The following is a 15,960-nucleotide window of genomic DNA, read 5'->3' on the forward strand; positions in this document are numbered from 1 at the left end:
GACTCAGAGCCACCCGCGGCGCGCCGCCTCCACCCCGGCCTGGAAGCGCGAGTCGGCGCCGAGGTCGCTCATCAGCTCCGCGACCCGGCGGCGCACGGTCCGCAGGCTGACCCCGAGCCGGCGCGCGATCTGCTCGTCCTGGGCCCCGGTGGCCAGCTGGTCGAGCAGGAAGTCGCGCATGTCCGGCCTGGTGTCGCGCGCACCCTCCAGGTCCAGGGGCGCGGCCCGGTCCCACATCGACTCGAACCACAGGATCATCGCGTCGACCCAGCCGCGCTGCCGCATCAGGGAGCGCGGCTCGTCGAACATGCCGAGCGGCTCCGGCAGGATCACGTGGCTGGTGCCGATGATGAACATCCGCGTCGGCAGGTCGGGCAGCAGCCGGATCTCCTCGCCCACCTCGCTGCGCAGCCGCAGCGTGTCCGGGACCTCGGACATGGCCCGGACGGGGTAGATCGCCCGGGACCGGCGCCCGGTGCGCACCGCCTCCCCCACGATCTGGGCCATCGCGTCCTCCCGCGGCTTGCGGAACTGGTCGGGGCGCAGCCACAGCAGGTCACCCCGGCTCTCCCGGATCATCGAGGTCAGCAGCTCCACCGGTTGGCCGCCGGAGCTGATCTCGCCGTCGATCTGCTGGAGGTTGTGCACCGCGCCCGGGGCCGGGCGCGCGCTGCTCGCGGTCAGGTGGGGGATGGCGTCCGCGACCGCCGTCAGCTGGGCGTGTGTCGCGGCCGCGCTCGCCGCACTCGCGGCCACCAGCCGGGTCACGGCCTCGGCGGGCGAGACCACGAAGAGGCGGGGCCCCTCGACGGTGACGATGCCGTGCTCCACCAGCGGGGCGAGGTCCTTGAGGAGCTCGTCGGGCGTCTGCAGCAGTGCCGCGGCCACCGAGACCAGCTCCCGGCCCGACTGCCCCAGCACGCGGTAGTAGGCACGATTGGCGTTGCGCGAGAAGCCGAGTGCGGAGATCACCGATGACGAGCTCGGGTGCACCATCACTCCACCGTACTGGCAACTTGGTGCCACCGACAGTTTTACCTGGCCTGGCAGGCACAGGTCAGGTGAAGATCAGCCCAGCGGTACCCCGCCGTCCTCGGTCGGGGGTGGAGCAGCGTGACATCGGGGGATGGCGCGGCTCCCACCACCGTGCAGGAGGCGCCGGAGTCGCCACAGGGGACGACTCCGGCGCACTCCTCGCCCTCCGGTAGCGTTGACGTGCCCACCCCCTCCACGCAGGAGCTCCACACCCCATGGCACGAGGCGTCGACGCACGCGGTACCGACCGGCCCGACCCGACCGACTGGGTGACCCGCGCAGCCGACGACGCGATCCGCCACGCGGGCGGCGAGGACGCCGTGCGCGCCGAGGGCCGCACCATCACCTGCGCCTCCGGCGCCAGCCCGTCGGGGCCGGTGCACCTGGGCAACCTGCGCGAGTTCCTGACCGTGCACTTCGTGGCCGAGGAGATCGGTCGACGCGGCCTCCCGGTGCGCCACCTGCACAGCTGGGACGACTACGACCGGTTCCGCAAGGTGCCTGCCGGCGTCGACCCGTCCTGGGCCGACCACATCGGTCGTCCCCTCTCCGCGGTCCCCGACCCGTGGGAGTGCCACAGGTCGTGGGCCGAGCACTTCAAGGAGCCCCTGGTCACCTCGTTGCGCGCGCTGGGCGTGGAGATGGAGGAGGTCTCCCAGACCGAGGCCTACCGTCGCGGCGACTACGTCGAGCAGGTGCTGCAGGCCGTCGAGCACCGCGACCGCATCGAGAGCGTGCTGGCGCGCTACCGCACCAAGGCCGCCCCGGTCGCGGAGTCCGAGCAGGAGGCCGCCGCGCTCGCCGAGTCGGTGACCGGCGACGAGGAGCCGGCCGGCGCCGGCGACCTGGCCCGCTTCCCCTACAAGCCCTACTGCCGCCAGTGCGGCCGCGACACCACCACCGCGACCGCCTACGACGACGACAGCACCGACCTGGCCTACTCCTGCACCTCGTGCGGGTTCGAGGGCACCACCAACCTGCGCACCGACCACGAGGGCAAGCTCGTGTGGAAGGTCGACTGGCCGATGCGCTGGTCGGTCGAGGGCGTCGACTTCGAGCCGGGCGGCGTCGACCACGCCAGCCCCGGGTCGTCGTACACCGTCGGCAAGGAGGTCGTGAAGGCCGTGTACGGCGCCCGCGCGCCGTCCTTCGTCGGCTACTCGTTCGTGGGCGCCGGCGGCCAGGTGAAGATGTCGTCCTCACGCGGCGGCGTGCCCACCGCGGCAGACGCGCTGCAGATCCTCGAGGCGCCGGTGCTGCGCTGGCTCTACGTGCGCCGCCAGCCCAAGCAGGCCTTCAACGTCGACTTCGGGCCCGAGGTCGTGCGGCTCTACGACGAGTGGGACTCCCTGACCCGCAAGGCCGCCGACCCGGCCAAGCGGGACGCCCAGGTGCTGTCGTGGGAGCGTGCCTCCTCGACGGCGGCCGCCGGCACCCTGGCCACCCCGGCCGTGGTGGTGCCGTTCCGGCTGCTCTCGTCGGTGGCCGACGTGACCGCGGGCAGCGCCGACATGGTGAGCCGCATCGTCGGCGACGTGGGCCACGAGCACGCGTCGGTGGCCGACCTGGAGCCGCGCCTGAGTCGCGCGATGACGTGGATGTCGGAGTACGTGCCCGAGTCCGAGCGCACCGTCGTGCGCCGCGGGCCCGACGCGGCCCGCCTGGCTGCGCTGAGCGAGGACGAGGAGCTCTGGCTGGCCCAGCTGCTGGACCGGATGCCGGACCACCTCGAGCTCGAGGCGACCACGTCGTTGATCTACGGCGTGCCCAAGCTGGCCCGGGGGCTCGGCCTCGACGACGCTCCCACCGACGAGGTGAAGGCCGACCAGAAGGCGTTCTTCCGGCTGCTCTACGAGCTGCTCGTGGACGCGGAGCGGGGTCCGCGCCTGCCGACGCTGTTCCTCGCGCTGGGCGCCGAGAAGGTGCGCAGGCTCCTCACGCCCTGACGCACGCCCTGACGCACGGCTGGTCGAGCAGCGACGAGCCCTCGGCCCTCGCTGCTCGACCGCTGGTCAGTGGGTCAGGAGTCCTTGACGAGCTCGTCGTACGCCGTGGGGCTGGAGTCGCGCAGGAAGTCGCGGCACCGCTCCCACTCGTCGGTCTCACCGATGGTGCGGGCCGAGAGCGCCAGCAGCGCCAGGCACATCAGGAAGCCGCGGTTGGGCTCGTGCTCCCACGGCACCGGGCCGTGACCCTTCCAGCCGTTGCGGCGCAGCATGTCGAGGCTGCGGTGGTAGCCGACGCGTGCGTAGGCGTAGACCGTGATCGCGTCCTCCTGCGCCTCCGCCGCGGCGCCGGCGAGTGCGGCCCAGGCGAAGGGCGAGGCCGGGTGCGCCCGCGCCACCTCGTGGCGGTCCTCACCGGCTGCCAGCAGCGCCTGCGTGGGGTCCTCGGGGAGATGGGTGGCCGGGGGGCCGGCCATCAGGTCGTGTCCGATGCTCATGCCTGCATGGTGCCACCCCGGACCCACCGGGCCGCCCCGGGCCTCGGCCCGGCACCGCCCACGGCGCGAGTCGGCCCGGATGTCGCGCCGACCCGGCGCAGATGTCGCGCCGACCCGGCCCGTACCTGCGTGCCTCACCGAGGTCAGGGAACTTTGGGCCGACTCACCAGGAGATCTGCGCCGACTCGCGCTCGGGGTGGGCGGCGCGGGGCGGTCAGCCCAGGGAGCGGCCGGAGGAGCGCAGGTTCTCGCAGGCCTCGAGGACACGGGCGGCCATGCCGGCCTCGGCGGCCTTGCCCCACGCCCGGGGGTCGTACTGCTTCTTGTTGCCGACCTCGCCATCGACCTTCAGCACGCCGTCGTAGTTGCGCAGCATGTGCTCGGCGACCGGGCGGGTGAAGGCGTACTGGGTGTCGGTGTCGACGTTCATCTTCACGACGCCGTAGTCGAGCGCCTCGGCGATCTCCTCGGGGCTGGAGCCCGAGCCGCCGTGGAAGACGAGGTGGAAGGGCTTCGACCCGGCCTCGAGGCCGAACTCGCTGACGACGGCCTCCTGGGCGTCCTTGAGCACGCTCGGACGCAGCTTGACGTTGCCGGGCTTGTAGACGCCGTGCACGTTGCCGAAGGTCAGCGCGGTCATGTAGTAGCCGCGCTCGCCGTGCCCGAGGGCCTTCGCGGTGGCGATGGCGTCCTCGCGGGTGGAGTAGAGCTTGTCGTTGATGGCGTTCTCGACGCCGTCCTCCTCGCCGCCGACCACGCCGACCTCGATCTCGAGGATGATCTTGGCCTCGATGCACTTCTCGAGGAGCTCGGAGGCGATGGAGAGGTTCTCGTCCAGCGCCACGGCCGAGCCGTCCCACATGTGCGACTGGAACAGCGGCGCCTCGCCGCGCTGGACCCGCTCGCGCGAGATCTCCAGCAGCGGGCGCACGAAGCCGTCGAGCTTGTCCTGCGGGCAGTGGTCGGTGTGCAGCGCGACGTTGACCGGGTAGGCCTTCGCCACCTCGGCGGCGTACGCGGCGAAGGCGACCGAGCCGGTGACCATGTTCTTCACGCTCGGGCCGGAGAGGTACTCCGCGCCGCCCGTGGAGACCTGGATGATGCCGTCGGAGCCGGCGTCGGCGAAGCCCTTGAGGGCAGCGTTGAGCGTCTGCGACGACGACACGTTGATGGCGGGGAAGGCGTAGCCGCCAGCCTTGGCGGCGTCCAGCATCTCGGCGTACTTCTCGGGCGTTGCGATGGGCACTGCGGGCTCCTGGGTCACGACGTGGGTGGGCCCACCACCCTAGTCCAGCCCGGCCGGGGGTGGGCCGGGCCCGACGCCGGGGTGGGACCCGGCCCGGGTCGGGCGGCGTAGCGTGCGCCGGATGGAGCGCCGTACGACGTTGACCACGACCACCCGCGCGAGCCGCCTGCCCCTGGACGCCGAGCACGCCTGGGACCTGGTGGCGTCGGCGCGCAGCCTGCCGCAGTGGTACGTCGACGCCGCCCCCTTCGTCTTCCGCGGCGCCGTCGACCGGGTGCTCATGGGTCGTGGCCGCCGCTGGCCGGTCCCCGGCCGGGCCGTCCTGCAGCCGGGTGACACCGCGGGCTTCTGGCGGGTCCTCGAGGCCGGCCCGCACGGGTCCGGCCACCGGCTGCTGCTCGAGGCCGCCGTGCGCGCACCCGGCCTGGTGCTGCTGCGCACCGACGTGGAGGCGGAGGGCCCGGGTGCGTGCCGGGTCGCCCAGACGGTCTCGTTCACCCCCGACGGGCTGCTCGGGCGGGCCTACCTGCTCACCGACCTGCCGGCCCGCGAGGCCCTGCTCGAGTGGGTGCACCGCCGCGTGGTGCGCGACCTCGAGCGCGCCGTCGCCTGATGCCGCCCCGCCCGGGCACGATCAGGTCGGTCGAGCGACGTCTCGTCGGCCGATGACAACCGATCGGCCGCGAGATCCGTAGACAGGACATGGACGAGCAGACGAACCCCCAGCCGGGCACCCCGCACGAGATCGGCCGTCGCATCGACGCCTCCTTCGGCGAGGGGCCCTCGGGCGCCCCGGTCGACGATGTCCTCAGGCAGGGGCGCAGCGCACTGCGTCGACGCCGGGTCGCGACCTGGGGCGGCGCCGCCGCCGTCCTCGCTGTCGTGGGTGTGGGCGCCGCGGTCGCCGGCACCTCCCTGGGCGGCGGGTCCGGTGACGACCTCGTGGCCGACGGGCCGCGCAGCAGCGCGTCGTCCCCACCCAGCACGGAGCCCAGCACGGAGCCCAGCGACGAGCCCGACGTACCGACCTTCTCCAGCGACGCGCCCGCCTCGTGGTCGGCGGGTCAGCTGGCGGGCTACGTCGACGGCGAGGTCGTCGTGCGTGAGGGGCTGAGGGTGACCGAGGTCGCCGAGGACCCGCTCGCGCTGGAGCCCGCGGTGCGCTCGACCGCGCTCGCGCTGGAGGAGACCGACGGCAAGCGCTCGTGGCGCTACCTGTTGTGGGACGACGGCCGGACCCCCCGCTTCGCGCAGGAGAGCTCGACGGTGCCGGCCTGGAGCTTCGCGGAGTGGCTCGACGCCTACGCCGTCGACACCGTGGAGGCTCTCGGGCGCGACCTGGTCCGGTTCGGGGCCGGGCAGACCCTCGAGCCCGCCGACGGGGTGCGGATCGTGGAGCAGCGCCCCGACCCCCAGCTGCCCGAGCCGTTCGCCCCCGCCTCGTCGCGCACCGCGGTGGCGAAGGTCGAGCGCGACGGCGTCACCTGGTTCGTGCTGGCCCGCGAGCTCGAGGGCGAGCGCGACTACGTCGCCACCCCCCGCTCCGAGAAGACCGGCGACGACCTCGACTCGTTCCTCCAGCTGGCCACCGAGCGCTACTCCGGCCAGGGCGGCGCAGGGGTGAAGTGACCCGCGACAGCGACTTCAGCGACTTCGTCGCCGCCCGGCGCACCCACCTGCGCCGGGTGGCCTACGCCTGCTGCGGTGACTGGCACCGCGCCGAGGACCTCGTGCAGACCGCGCTGGTCAAGCTGTACGTCGCGTGGCCGCGGCTGCACCGCGACGGGCGCGAGGAGGCCTACGTCCGCCAGATCATCGTGCGCGCGGACATCGACGAGCGCCGCCGGCCGTGGCGCCGCGAGCTGCCGTCGCCGCACGCCACCGACGGCAGCCTCGACGCCGCCGCACCCGCTGCGCTCGACCTCGGCGAGCGCAGCGCCCTCTTCGAGGCCCTCCAGGAGCTGCCGGGCCAGCAGCGCAAGGTCGTGGTGCTGCGGCACTGGCTGGGGCTCTCGGTCGCCGAGACGGCCGCTGAGCTCGGCATCGGCGAGGGCACGGTCAAGAGCCACTCCTCCCGCGGGCTCGCCGCCCTCCAGCGCACCCTCACACCCCCGGACTGACCGACCCGACGGTGATCTAGGGTTCTCCGCGCGCCGGGACCCGGCGTCCCCACGTCGTGAAAGGCTCCACGTGCTCCACCCCGCCCGCGCGCTCGTCGCCGCGCTGTCGCTGTCCCTCCTGGTCCTGGCCCCGGCGCCGGCCTCCTCCGCCGGCGCCGCCGAGGAGCCCGCGGCCGCGCCCGACCCGATGGCAGGCGCCCCGGCCCCCGGCACCTGCTACCAGCTGACCCACGCCGAGCTGATGGCGGACTCCACGCCGGCCGAGCCGGTCGAGTGCAGCACCCGGCACACCGCGCAGGTCCTCGACGTGGGCACGCTGCCCGACGAGGTCGACTGGAGCAGCTCGGACGCGCGCGTGACCCGGGCCATGGCCAAGCACTGCGGACCCGCGTTCGCCGAGGTCGTCAAGGACGACCCGCTGCTGCGGGCCCGGACGGTCGTCCAGCTCGCGTACTTCCTCCCCGACACCGCCGACCGGGAGGCCGGTGCCCGCTGGTTCCGCTGCGACGTGTCGCTGCTGGCCGGCTCCAGGATGCTGCCGCTGCCCGAGGAGCTGCCCCGGGTGCGCCGGGCTTCCAGCATCGACGACAGCGTGGGGCGCTGCGTCACCAAGAAGCTCGCCTACACCTCGTGCGCGAAGCGGCACCGCTACACCCACGCCAGCGCCTTCAAGCTCATCCGGGTCAAGCCCCGGACCGCGCAGCGGCAGCTGGGCGAGGCCGCCGCCCGCGAGTGCCCGCGTCGCACCTCGACCAAGAGGTGGGTGTGGTCCGCGACCCGCCTCAAGAAGTGGCACGAGCGCGTGGTGGTCTGCTACGAGCGCGGGTGAGGCCACCGCGCCCCGGGGGTCGGCCCGCGTGACCCGGGCGGCAAAGCCGCGTTGAGAGGGACACCAGCCCCGACCCCGCCCAGGAGATCCGACGATGACCCGTCGCCCCCGCCCTGTCCGCTCGAGCAGCCCCGGACGCCGTCGTGTCGCCGGTCTCGCCACGCTCGCGGCCCTCGCCGTCGCGGCGCCGATGGCCGCGACCGTGGGCGCCACCAGCGCCGTCGCGGCGCCGAGCGCCCCCTCGGTCTTCGCCCCGCAGCTCGTGCTGGTCGACACCCCCGACCGCTCCGACCGCCTGCGCCTGCAGAAGCTCGGCCTCGACCTGACCGAGCACGCCGGCCGCGACTACATCGAGGTGCTGCTGCACTCGACCGCCGACCGCGACGTGCTGCGCGAGCACGGGTTCACCTACGACGTGCGCATCGCGAACCTCGTCGAGCGGGGGGTGGAGATCGCCGAGCTCAACGAGGCGTACGCCGCCTCCGTCGACGTCTCCCCGCTCCCCTCGGGCCGCGACACCTACCGCACGCTGGCCGACTACGACGCCGACATGACCGCGCTCGCCGGGAAGTACCCCGGCCACGTGCGGATGTTCGACCTGGCCAACCCCACCCTCGACGGCAACACCGTGCATGCCGTCGAGATCGGTGCCGACGTGGACCGCAAGGCCTCCGGCAAGCCGACCTTCCTGCTGATGGGCCTGCACCACGCCCGCGAGTGGCCCTCGGGCGAGCTGGCCATGGAGTTCGCCACCGACCTGGCCACGAGCTTCGGCAAGGACAAGCAGATCACCCGGATGCTGAAGAAGGCCCGAGTCCTGGTAGTCCCGGTCGTCAACCCCGACGGCTTCGACCTCTCGCGCACCGACGGCGAGTACGTCGACCTGCGCGCCCTCAACGGCGCCGACCCGCTCGGCGGCACCGGCTCGGTCCTGGCCACCCCCGGGCAGGCCTACAAGCGCAAGAACTGCCGCGTGATCGACGGCCAGGACATCCCCGACGGCTCCTGCCGCGCCACCCTGACCAGCCCCGGCGGGTTCGGCCTCGGCGTCGACCTGAACCGCAACTACGGCGGTTTCTGGGGCGGGCCCGGCGCAGCCGGCCCGGTGCCGCCCCCGGGCGAGGTCGAGGCCGGCGTGCTCGACCCGACCTACCGCGGCGCGTCGGCGTTCTCCGAGCCCGAGACCCAGAACATCCAGACCCTGGTGCGCGAGCGCCAGGTGACGATGATGATCTCCAACCACACCTTCTCCAACCTCGTCCTGCGCCCCAACGGCGTCGCGCCGACCACCATCGGCCCCGACGGCGACCCGGTCGGGAACGCGCCGGACGAGAAGGCCCTCAAGGCGCTCGGCGCCGAGATGACGAAGCAGAACGGCTACACGAACCAGAACAGCTGGCAGCTCTACGACACCACCGGCACCACCGAGGACTGGTCGTACAACGCCACCGCCGGGTTCGGCTACACCTTCGAGATCGGCCCCAACGAGTTCCACCCGCCGTTCCCCGAGGTCGTCGACGAGTACCTCGGCGCCGGTGACTACCAGGGCCGCGGCAACCGCGCGGCGTACCTGATCGCCCTGCAGCACGCCATCGACACCAGCCAGCACGGTGTGCTCAAGGGCAAGGCCCCGAAGGGTGCGGTGCTGCGCCTGAGCAAGCAGTTCGAGTCCCCCACCTGGGAGAGCTCGTTCGACGACTTCCTCGACTCCTCCATCACGGTGGGCAGGAAGGGCCGCTTCTCGTGGGTGGTCAACCCCTCCACCCGCCCGCTGATGGAGTCGCGCGTGATCGACAGGCTCGCCGACGAGCCGTTCGCCGGCGAGACCTTCGAGGGCGGACCGACCGAGCCCGTCATCGGCAGCGTCGACCACGAGTACGTCGCCACCCGGGACTCCGCCGTGCTGCGGGTCAACCTGGACTGGCCGACCCCCGACGACTTCGACCTCACGGTCTACCGCAAGGACGCCTCCGGCGAGCTGGTCGAGGTCGGTTCCTCGGGCAACGCCCCCGGCGCCAAGGAGGAGGTGCAGGTCCCGGACGCCCCGGCCGGCACCTACGTCATCCGGGTGCTCAACTACGCCTCGGTGAGCCCGACGTACACCGTCGAGGTCGGCCAGTTCAAGGCCACGCAGGCCCAGACCGAGGGCGGTCGGGAGAGCTACACGCTCACCTGCGAGACGAAGGGCAGGACCACCGGGGCCGCGTCGGCCAAGCCGAAGTCCGGCTCGGCAGCCAAGAAGATCTTCATCGACCGCGGCCAGGTCAAGAAGATGAACCTGAAGCGACTCTGCCGCTGACCCAGCGCTGAGCACCACTGAGCCGGTCCCCGCGCACCTGCGGGGGCCGGCTCAGCCGCGCCAGGCCCGTTCGTCGCCGAGGTCGGCGTGGTCGCGCACCCACGAGTGCATCGCGATCGCCGCGGCCGCCGAGGCGTTGATGGAGCGGGTGGAGCCGAACTGCGCGATCGAGAACGTCGCGTCGCAGGCCTCCCGGGCCCCCTCCGAGAGGCCGGGGCCCTCCTGGCCCAGCAGGAAGCAGACCCGCCGGGGCACCGGTCCGGCCTCCAGCGGCCGCGAGCCGGGCAGGTTGTCGATGCCGTGCAGCTCCACCGGGCCGTCCGGCAGCGCGTGCAGGTACGCCGCCAGCGCCGGCACGTCGGCGTGGTGGCGCACGTGCTGGTAGCGGTCGGTCACCATCGCCCCGCGCCGGTTCCAGCGCCGGTTGCCGACGATGTGCACCTCGGCGGCGAGGAAGGCGTTGGCGGTGCGGACCACGGTGCCGATGTTGAAGTCGTGCTGCCAGTTCTCGATCGCGACGTGGAACTCGTGGCGGCGGGTGTCGAGGTCGGCGCGGATCGCCTCGAGGCTCCAGTAGCGGTAGCGGTCGACCACGTTGCGCCGGTCGCCGCCCGCGAGCAGCTCGGGATCCCAGTGCGCGCCCTCGGGCCAGGCACCCTCCCACGGGCCGACGCCGACCTCGGCCGGGCCGTGGGGCATGGGGTCGTACGGCGCGCGGCGTACCTGGTCGTCGGGCTGCTCGTCGGGCTGCTCGGGAGGCGGTGTGGACACGGGCGCACGGTAGTCGGAGGCGCCCGATAGGCTCCCACCGTGCCGGGTATCGAGCTGCTGCTGTTCGGTATCGAGTGGCTCGACCTCGAGTGGTGGCTGGGCCACCTGGGCGAGACCCTCTTCTGGATCGGGCTGCTGGTCGTCTTCATCGAGTGCGGGCTGCTGTTCCCGTTCCTGCCCGGCGACACGCTGCTCTTCAGCCTCGGGCTGTTCATCGCCACCGGGCAGATCGACCTCTTCCCCGGCGGGGTGCTGGCCGAGCTGGTGATCTCGATGCTGCTGCTCGTCGCGGCCGCCTTCGGTGGCAACGTGGTCGGCTACGAGATAGGCCGGCGGATCGGCCCGCCGCTCTACCAGCGCAACGGCCGGTTCATCAAGCGCAAGCACTTCGACCAGACCCACGACTTCTTCGACCGGCACGGCTCGATCGCGCTCGTGCTGGGTCGGTTCGTGGCCTTCGTGCGCACCTTCATCACCGTCGTCGCCGGCGCGACCGGGATGCCGCGCCGGACGTTCTGGCTGTGGAGCTTCATCGGCGCCGTGCTGTGGGTCGTGGCGATCACCCTGCTGGGCTACTTCCTCGGCGGCATCCCCTGGCTGGGCGACAACCTCGACTTCGCGCTGCTGCTGATCCTCGCCGTCTTCGCGGTGCCGCTCATCCTCGAGTGGCGTCGCGAGTCGCGCGCGACTCGACCATGATCAGCAGCACCACCACCGCCGCGCCGAGCAGCGCCAGCAACAGGGGACCCGCCACCGGGTCGTAGGGCGCCAGCAGCGCCCCCGGCCCGTGGGCCTCGCCGTCGGAGGTCGTGCCGGGCGTCGACTGCCAGGGCCACAGCGCCCGCAGCGAGCCGAGCATCAGGGCCACCATCACCAGCAGGGTCGTGCGCCGGCGGTGGTCGAGCAGGTAGTTCAGGAGCTGCACGAACGAGGCCAGGCCCAGCGTCGCGCCGATCGCGAAGACGCCCAGGTAGACCAGGTCACGATCGTGGATGGCGTCGAGGGTGACGGTGTAGAGCCCGATCGTGAGCAGGAAGAACGACCCGGACACTCCCGGCACCACGAGGGCGCAGATGGCCACCGCGGCCGCGCCCATCACCAGCAGCAGCGGCGGGTCCGCCTCGGCGCCGCCGCCGGCCAGGCCGACGACCCAGAAGGTCAGCGCCGCCACGACCGCGACCAGCAGCGCCTCGACCCAGACCGGCCGGTGACCGGGCGGCAGCATCCGCAGCGGCACCACGATCGAGATCGCGACCAGGCCGAAGAACAGCCCGCGCGCCAGCTCGGGGTGGTCGGTGACGAAGGAGCCCATCACGCCCGCGATGCTCAGCACCGCGGTGATCATCCCGAGCAGCACCGGGACGATGAGGAACCAGTCGGTGCGCCGCAGCTCGGCCCGCGCGGACGCGAGCCGGTCCGGGCCGGTGACCAGGCGGCGTACGGCGGAGACGACGTGGTGGGCGGAGTCGATGAGCTGGTCGTAGACGCCCGTGACGAGCGCGACGGTGCCGCCGGAGACCCCCGGCACCAGCTCGGCGGTGCCGATGAGGAAGCCGCGGGCGAGGTCGAAGGGGAGCTGGCCGCGCGAGCGGCGGGTGGCCAACGCGCTCGACCCGAGATCGGCCTCGGCGCCCGTCTCAGCCACGGACGGCGTCCAGCTCGGCCTTGGTCAGGACCGGGCGCACCTCGAGGCCGACGTCGGCCAGCGGGTTCTCGCCCGCAGGGCTGCGGTCGATGGCGCACACGACGACCTCGACGACCGCCCCGGCCTCGCGCAGCGCCCGGGTGGCGTCGCGCACCGCGCCGCCGGTGGTGATGACGTCCTCGATCAGGGTGACCCGGCGCCCGGCCACGTCGGGGCCCTCGGCCAGCTTGCAGGTGCCGTACTCCTTGGCCGCCTTGCGCACGAACAGCGCCGGCCGGCCGGTCAGGCTCGAGACCATGGTCGCGATCGGGACGCCGCCGAGCTCGAGACCGCCGAGCAGCTCGGTGTCCTCGGGCAGCAGGTCGAGCATCCGACGCGCCACGCGGGTCAGCAGCGCCGGGTCGGACTCGAACAGGTACTTGTCGAAGTACTCCGAGGCCACCTGGCCCGAGCGCAGCGTGAAGGTGCCCGTGAGGCGGCACAGCGCGTCGATGTCGGCGGCCAGGCTCGGGTCGGCCGTGGGGGCGGGTGCGGGGTCGTGGGTCGCGTCGATCACGCGGGCCATTCAACCCGACCTGGCCTCGTGGCTACGGTGGGGCCATGGCTGCACCCGGCTCCTCCCCCGCGACCCGGCCCCCGGGCGGTGCGCCCGCGCACCGCCTCGACGGCATCCCCCCGACGATCTTCACGCAGATGTCGGCGCTGGCCGTGCGCACCGGCGCGGTGAACCTGGGCCAGGGCTTCCCCGACGTCGACGGGCCCGCCAGCGCGCTGGCCCGGGCGGCGCGGGCGCTCGAGGAGGGCGCGAACCAGTACGCGCCCGGCATCGGCGTACCGGCGCTGCGGCGGGCGGTCGCCGAGCACCAGCGTCGCCACTACGGCATCGACCTCGACCCCGACACCCAGGTCTGCGTCACCACCGGCGCCACCGAGGGCATCGCCGCCGCCCTGCTCGGCCTGGTCGACCCCGGCGACGAGGTCGTCGTCCTCGAGCCGTACTACGACTCCTACGTCGCGATGATCCAGGTGGCCGGCGGCGTACGCCGCCCGGTCACCCTGCGCGCGCCCGACTTCCGCCTTGACGTGGCCGAGCTCCGGGCGGCGGTCACGCCGCGGACCCGCTTCGTGCTGCTGAACTCCCCGCACAACCCGACCGGCACCGTGCTGGGCGCCGCGGAGCTGCAGGCGGTCGCCGACGTGGCGATCGAGCACGACCTGGTCGTGATCACCGACGAGGTCTACGAGCACCTGGTCTTCGACGACCACGTGCACCGCCCGATCAGCACCCTGCCGGGGATGGCCGAGCGCACGCTGTCGCTCTCCTCGGTCGGCAAGTCGTGGTCGTTCACCGGCTGGAAGGTCGGCTGGGCCACCGGGCCGGCGTACCTCGTCGAGGCGGTGCTGAACGCCAAGCAGTGGCTCACCTTCACCTCCGGCTCACCGCTGCAGCCGGCGGTCGCGCACGCGCTCGACGCCGAGGCCGGCTTCCCCCTCCAGCTGGCCCGCGACCTCCAGGCGCGCCGCGACCTGCTCTGCGAGGGGCTGGCCGCGGCCGGGCTGCCGGCCCGGGTGCCCGAAGGCACCTACTTCACCAGCGTCGACGTCGCCCACCTCGGCTGGGCCGACTCCACCGCCTTCTGCCGGGCGCTGCCCGAGCGGGCCGGGGTGGTCGCGATCCCGCTGCGCGGCTTCTACCCCGACTCCGACGCCGGGAAGCACCTGGTGCGCTTCGCCTTCTGCAAGACCGTGCCGGTCATCGAGGACGGCCTGGCCCGCCTGGTCCGCGCCGACCTCACCGCCTGACCCGCCGACCCGGCCCACATATCCCGCTGACCCGGCCCATATATCGCGCCCAGTCGGCCCAAAGTTCCCCCGGCACATCCAGGCCGGGTCGGCGCGATATCTGGGCCGGGTCGTCAGGGGCGCCAGGTGCGGACAGCCGGTCGCAGCAGCAGGAAGAACGCAGCCGCGACAGCCCCGAGCGGGATCATCATGAGGACCCCGGCAAGCGGGGCCGTCGCGAAGCCGCTCACCGCGAACATGAAGAAGATGCCGGTGGCGGCTCCGGCGGAGACGGTCAGCGTCACGCGCGCCCACGCCACGCCGCGGAAGGCCAGGACGGCGAGCACAGACGCGACGAGGCTCCAGACCACCGACACAGCGGTCAGGAAGTAGATCCCCTGGGTGAGCGCACTCCAGCCGACCTCATCGACATCCGCCTGCAGATCCGGCTGCTGCGCCAACATCTCGCTGAAGTCCGACTGCGACGTCACCGCGAGGGAGAGCGTCAACATCAGCAGCGCCAGCGAGACCAGGGCGCTCATGGCCCAGGTGAGCGCACAGGCCCACACCAGCTGGGCGGGGCGGCGCTGGCGGCGGGTGGCGTGCGTGCCGGGGGGCGGGGCGCCCTGCTGGCGCGCGGCCTCCGGACTGCCGAACCCGGGGTACGCCGCCGGGCCGGGCTGGTCGTGCGGTGCCTGCTGGCCGTGGGGGGGCGGGCCCTGCGGGGCCGGCGGCGCCCACGGCGCGGACGACCCGACCGGCTGGTGCTCCCGGTCGGTGGACGGTGTCGTCGCAGCGGCCGACGCCTTGGGCTCCCGCGCGCGCAGCGTGCCGTCGGGGTTGAAGCGCTCGGGCAGCGGCTTGCCGGCGAACCAGGCGCGGGCCGGCTGCAGCCACAGCATCACGATCGCGGCGGCGACCAGCGCCCCCATGAACCCACCGGTGAAGGCGCCGGTGACGAAGAGCGGCACGGCGAGCACCGAGAGCAGCACCCGGGAGGCGCGCGAGCGCTGGAGCACCTGGATGCCCAGGATCGCGGCGGCGGTCGCGGCGGCCGCGGCGATCATCGCCAGCACCCGCAGCATCTCGATGACGCCGTTCACCGAGAGCCCCAGCCCGTCGGCCGGGGGGTCCGCGAGCAGCGACTCGACCCGCTCCCGGGTCTCGAGCGAGCCGGTCGAGGCGACCTGGTCGAAGGCGGACACGACGACGAAGACCGAGCCGAGGATGATCAGCCAGGCCGCGACGGTCACCTGCCGGGGGCGGGCGGGAGCCTTGTCTGACATGGCTCCATTCCACCAGACGCCGGGTGACCCGTCGGCGGCGGTCAGACGCGGGCCACGCGCCACCGCTCGCGCCCGCCCTACCCTGTGGTCATGTCCTCCCACCTGCGCACCGTCGCACGCCTCCTGCTCGGCACGGCGATGGTCGGCGCCGGGGTGCTGCACCTGACCACCCAGCGCGCGGAGTTCCAGGCGCAGGTCCCCGGCTGGTTCCCCCTCGACGACGACCTCACGGTCCTCGGCTCCGGCGTCGTCGAGATCAGCCTCGGCGCAGCCTTCGTGGCGCTGCCGGGGCGCAAGCGGCTCGTCGGCGGGCTGCTCGCGGTGTTCTTCGTGGCGATCTTCCCCGGCAACGTCGGGCAGTACGTCGAGGGCACGGACGCGTTCGGGCTCACCAGCGACCGGGCCCGGCTGGTCCGGCTGTTCTTCCAGCCCGTGCTGGTGCTCTGGGCGCTGTTCGGCGGGGGCTGGCTGGGCCGGGGCCGAGACCGCGAGGTCTGACCCCGA

At 73.2% G+C, this 15,960-nt stretch carries 16 protein-coding genes; 9 read left to right on the forward strand and 7 right to left on the reverse strand.

Annotated features, from left to right (window positions below):
• Window positions 1-3: 3 nt before the first annotated feature.
• Window positions 4-996, reverse strand: coding sequence for a helix-turn-helix transcriptional regulator (locus I601_RS04580; RefSeq protein WP_068106917.1), 993 nt, complete (start codon window positions 994-996; stop codon window positions 4-6).
• Between the two features lie 254 nt (window positions 997-1,250).
• On the opposite strand from I601_RS04580, the gene lysS reads away from it, so the two are divergent.
• Window positions 1,251-2,981, forward strand: coding sequence for a lysine--tRNA ligase (gene lysS / locus I601_RS04585; protein ID WP_068106919.1), 1,731 nt, complete (start codon window positions 1,251-1,253; stop codon window positions 2,979-2,981).
• A gap of 74 nt (window positions 2,982-3,055) precedes the next feature.
• On the opposite strand, the gene I601_RS04590 is transcribed toward lysS, so the two are convergent.
• Together I601_RS04590 and fbaA are read right to left on the reverse strand one after the other, a co-directional pair.
• Entirely contained in the window at window positions 3,056-3,478 is a 423-nt protein-coding gene (locus tag I601_RS04590; protein WP_068106921.1) for a DUF3151 domain-containing protein, read from the reverse strand.
• 214 nt (window positions 3,479-3,692) lie between these two features.
• Entirely contained in the window at window positions 3,693-4,724 is a 1,032-nt protein-coding gene (fbaA, locus tag I601_RS04595) for a class II fructose-bisphosphate aldolase (RefSeq protein WP_068106923.1), read from the reverse strand.
• Window positions 4,725-4,845: 121 nt separating this feature from the next.
• Between fbaA and I601_RS04600 the strand changes: the two genes are divergently transcribed.
• The 5 genes from I601_RS04600 to I601_RS04620 all read left to right on the forward strand — a co-directional run bounded on the left by I601_RS04600 (window position 4,846) and on the right by I601_RS04620 (window position 9,972).
• Window positions 4,846-5,337 carry a DUF2867 domain-containing protein gene (locus I601_RS04600; RefSeq protein WP_084527139.1) on the forward strand — a complete coding sequence of 164 codons (492 nt, stop codon included), beginning with the start codon at window positions 4,846-4,848 and terminating at the stop codon, window positions 5,335-5,337.
• Between the two features lie 89 nt (window positions 5,338-5,426).
• Window positions 5,427-6,353, forward strand: a complete 927-nt coding sequence (locus I601_RS04605; RefSeq protein ID WP_068106927.1) for a hypothetical protein — start codon at window positions 5,427-5,429, stop codon at window positions 6,351-6,353.
• Entirely contained in the window at window positions 6,350-6,844 is a 495-nt protein-coding gene (locus I601_RS04610) for a SigE family RNA polymerase sigma factor (RefSeq protein ID WP_068106929.1), read from the forward strand. The genes I601_RS04605 and I601_RS04610 overlap by 4 nt, the downstream gene beginning before the upstream one ends.
• Window positions 6,845-6,914: 70 nt before the next feature.
• Window positions 6,915-7,673, forward strand: a complete 759-nt coding sequence (locus tag I601_RS04615; RefSeq protein WP_068106931.1) for a septum formation family protein — start codon at window positions 6,915-6,917, stop codon at window positions 7,671-7,673.
• A 94-nt stretch (window positions 7,674-7,767) separates the two neighbouring features.
• Window positions 7,768-9,972, forward strand: coding sequence for a M14 family zinc carboxypeptidase (locus I601_RS04620; RefSeq protein WP_084527141.1), 2,205 nt, complete (start codon window positions 7,768-7,770; stop codon window positions 9,970-9,972).
• A 51-nt stretch (window positions 9,973-10,023) separates the two neighbouring features.
• On the opposite strand, the gene I601_RS04625 is transcribed toward I601_RS04620, so the two are convergent.
• Window positions 10,024-10,671, reverse strand: coding sequence for a TrmH family RNA methyltransferase (locus I601_RS04625; RefSeq protein ID WP_068114366.1), 648 nt, complete (start codon window positions 10,669-10,671; stop codon window positions 10,024-10,026).
• A gap of 111 nt (window positions 10,672-10,782) precedes the next feature.
• Between I601_RS04625 and I601_RS04630 the strand changes: the two genes are divergently transcribed.
• On the forward strand, window positions 10,783-11,442 hold the full coding sequence (locus I601_RS04630; protein WP_084527143.1) for a DedA family protein: 660 nt from the start codon (window positions 10,783-10,785) through the stop codon (window positions 11,440-11,442).
• On the opposite strand, the gene I601_RS04635 is transcribed toward I601_RS04630, so the two are convergent.
• Window positions 11,399-12,388 carry a DUF368 domain-containing protein gene (locus tag I601_RS04635; RefSeq protein ID WP_084527145.1) on the reverse strand — a complete coding sequence of 330 codons (990 nt, stop codon included), beginning with the start codon at window positions 12,386-12,388 and terminating at the stop codon, window positions 11,399-11,401. The genes I601_RS04630 and I601_RS04635 overlap by 44 nt on opposite strands.
• Window positions 12,381-12,944, reverse strand: coding sequence for an orotate phosphoribosyltransferase (pyrE, locus tag I601_RS04640; protein ID WP_237089550.1), 564 nt, complete (start codon window positions 12,942-12,944; stop codon window positions 12,381-12,383). The genes I601_RS04635 and pyrE overlap by 8 nt, the downstream gene beginning before the upstream one ends.
• 44 nt (window positions 12,945-12,988) lie before the next feature.
• On the opposite strand from pyrE, the gene I601_RS04645 reads away from it, so the two are divergent.
• Window positions 12,989-14,191: a pyridoxal phosphate-dependent aminotransferase gene (locus tag I601_RS04645; protein WP_084527147.1), complete on the forward strand. Its 1,203-nt coding sequence runs from the start codon at window positions 12,989-12,991 to the stop codon at window positions 14,189-14,191.
• A 113-nt stretch (window positions 14,192-14,304) separates the two neighbouring features.
• On the opposite strand, the gene I601_RS04650 is transcribed toward I601_RS04645, so the two are convergent.
• Window positions 14,305-15,456: a hypothetical protein gene (locus I601_RS04650; RefSeq protein ID WP_068106935.1), complete on the reverse strand. Its 1,152-nt coding sequence runs from the start codon at window positions 15,454-15,456 to the stop codon at window positions 14,305-14,307.
• A 90-nt stretch (window positions 15,457-15,546) separates the two neighbouring features.
• On the opposite strand from I601_RS04650, the gene I601_RS04655 reads away from it, so the two are divergent.
• Window positions 15,547-15,954 carry a DoxX family protein gene (locus tag I601_RS04655; protein ID WP_068106936.1) on the forward strand — a complete coding sequence of 136 codons (408 nt, stop codon included), beginning with the start codon at window positions 15,547-15,549 and terminating at the stop codon, window positions 15,952-15,954.
• Window positions 15,955-15,960: the final 6 nt, after the last annotated feature.

The sequence above is a fragment of the Nocardioides dokdonensis FR1436 genome, from assembly GCF_001653335.1.
Classification (GTDB): Bacteria; Actinomycetota; Actinomycetes; order Propionibacteriales; family Nocardioidaceae; genus Nocardioides; species Nocardioides dokdonensis.

Excerpts from the sequence above, each read along its gene's own strand:
- I601_RS04580 (WP_068106917.1), bottom strand. The coding sequence starts at position 996 with ATGGTGCACCCGAGCTCGTCATCGGTGATCTCCGCACTCGGCTTCTCG.
- lysS (WP_068106919.1), top strand. The coding sequence starts at position 1,251 with ATGGCACGAGGCGTCGACGCACGCGGTACCGACCGGCCCGACCCGACC.
- I601_RS04590 (WP_068106921.1), bottom strand. The coding sequence starts at position 3,478 with ATGAGCATCGGACACGACCTGATGGCCGGCCCCCCGGCCACCCATCTC.
- I601_RS04600 (WP_084527139.1), top strand. The coding sequence starts at position 4,846 with ATGGAGCGCCGTACGACGTTGACCACGACCACCCGCGCGAGCCGCCTG.
- I601_RS04605 (WP_068106927.1), top strand. The coding sequence starts at position 5,427 with ATGGACGAGCAGACGAACCCCCAGCCGGGCACCCCGCACGAGATCGGC.
- I601_RS04620 (WP_084527141.1), top strand. The coding sequence starts at position 7,768 with ATGACCCGTCGCCCCCGCCCTGTCCGCTCGAGCAGCCCCGGACGCCGT.
- I601_RS04625 (WP_068114366.1), bottom strand. The coding sequence starts at position 10,671 with ATGCCCCACGGCCCGGCCGAGGTCGGCGTCGGCCCGTGGGAGGGTGCC.
- I601_RS04645 (WP_084527147.1), top strand. The coding sequence starts at position 12,989 with ATGGCTGCACCCGGCTCCTCCCCCGCGACCCGGCCCCCGGGCGGTGCG.
- I601_RS04650 (WP_068106935.1), bottom strand. The coding sequence starts at position 15,456 with ATGTCAGACAAGGCTCCCGCCCGCCCCCGGCAGGTGACCGTCGCGGCC.
- I601_RS04655 (WP_068106936.1), top strand. The coding sequence starts at position 15,547 with ATGTCCTCCCACCTGCGCACCGTCGCACGCCTCCTGCTCGGCACGGCG.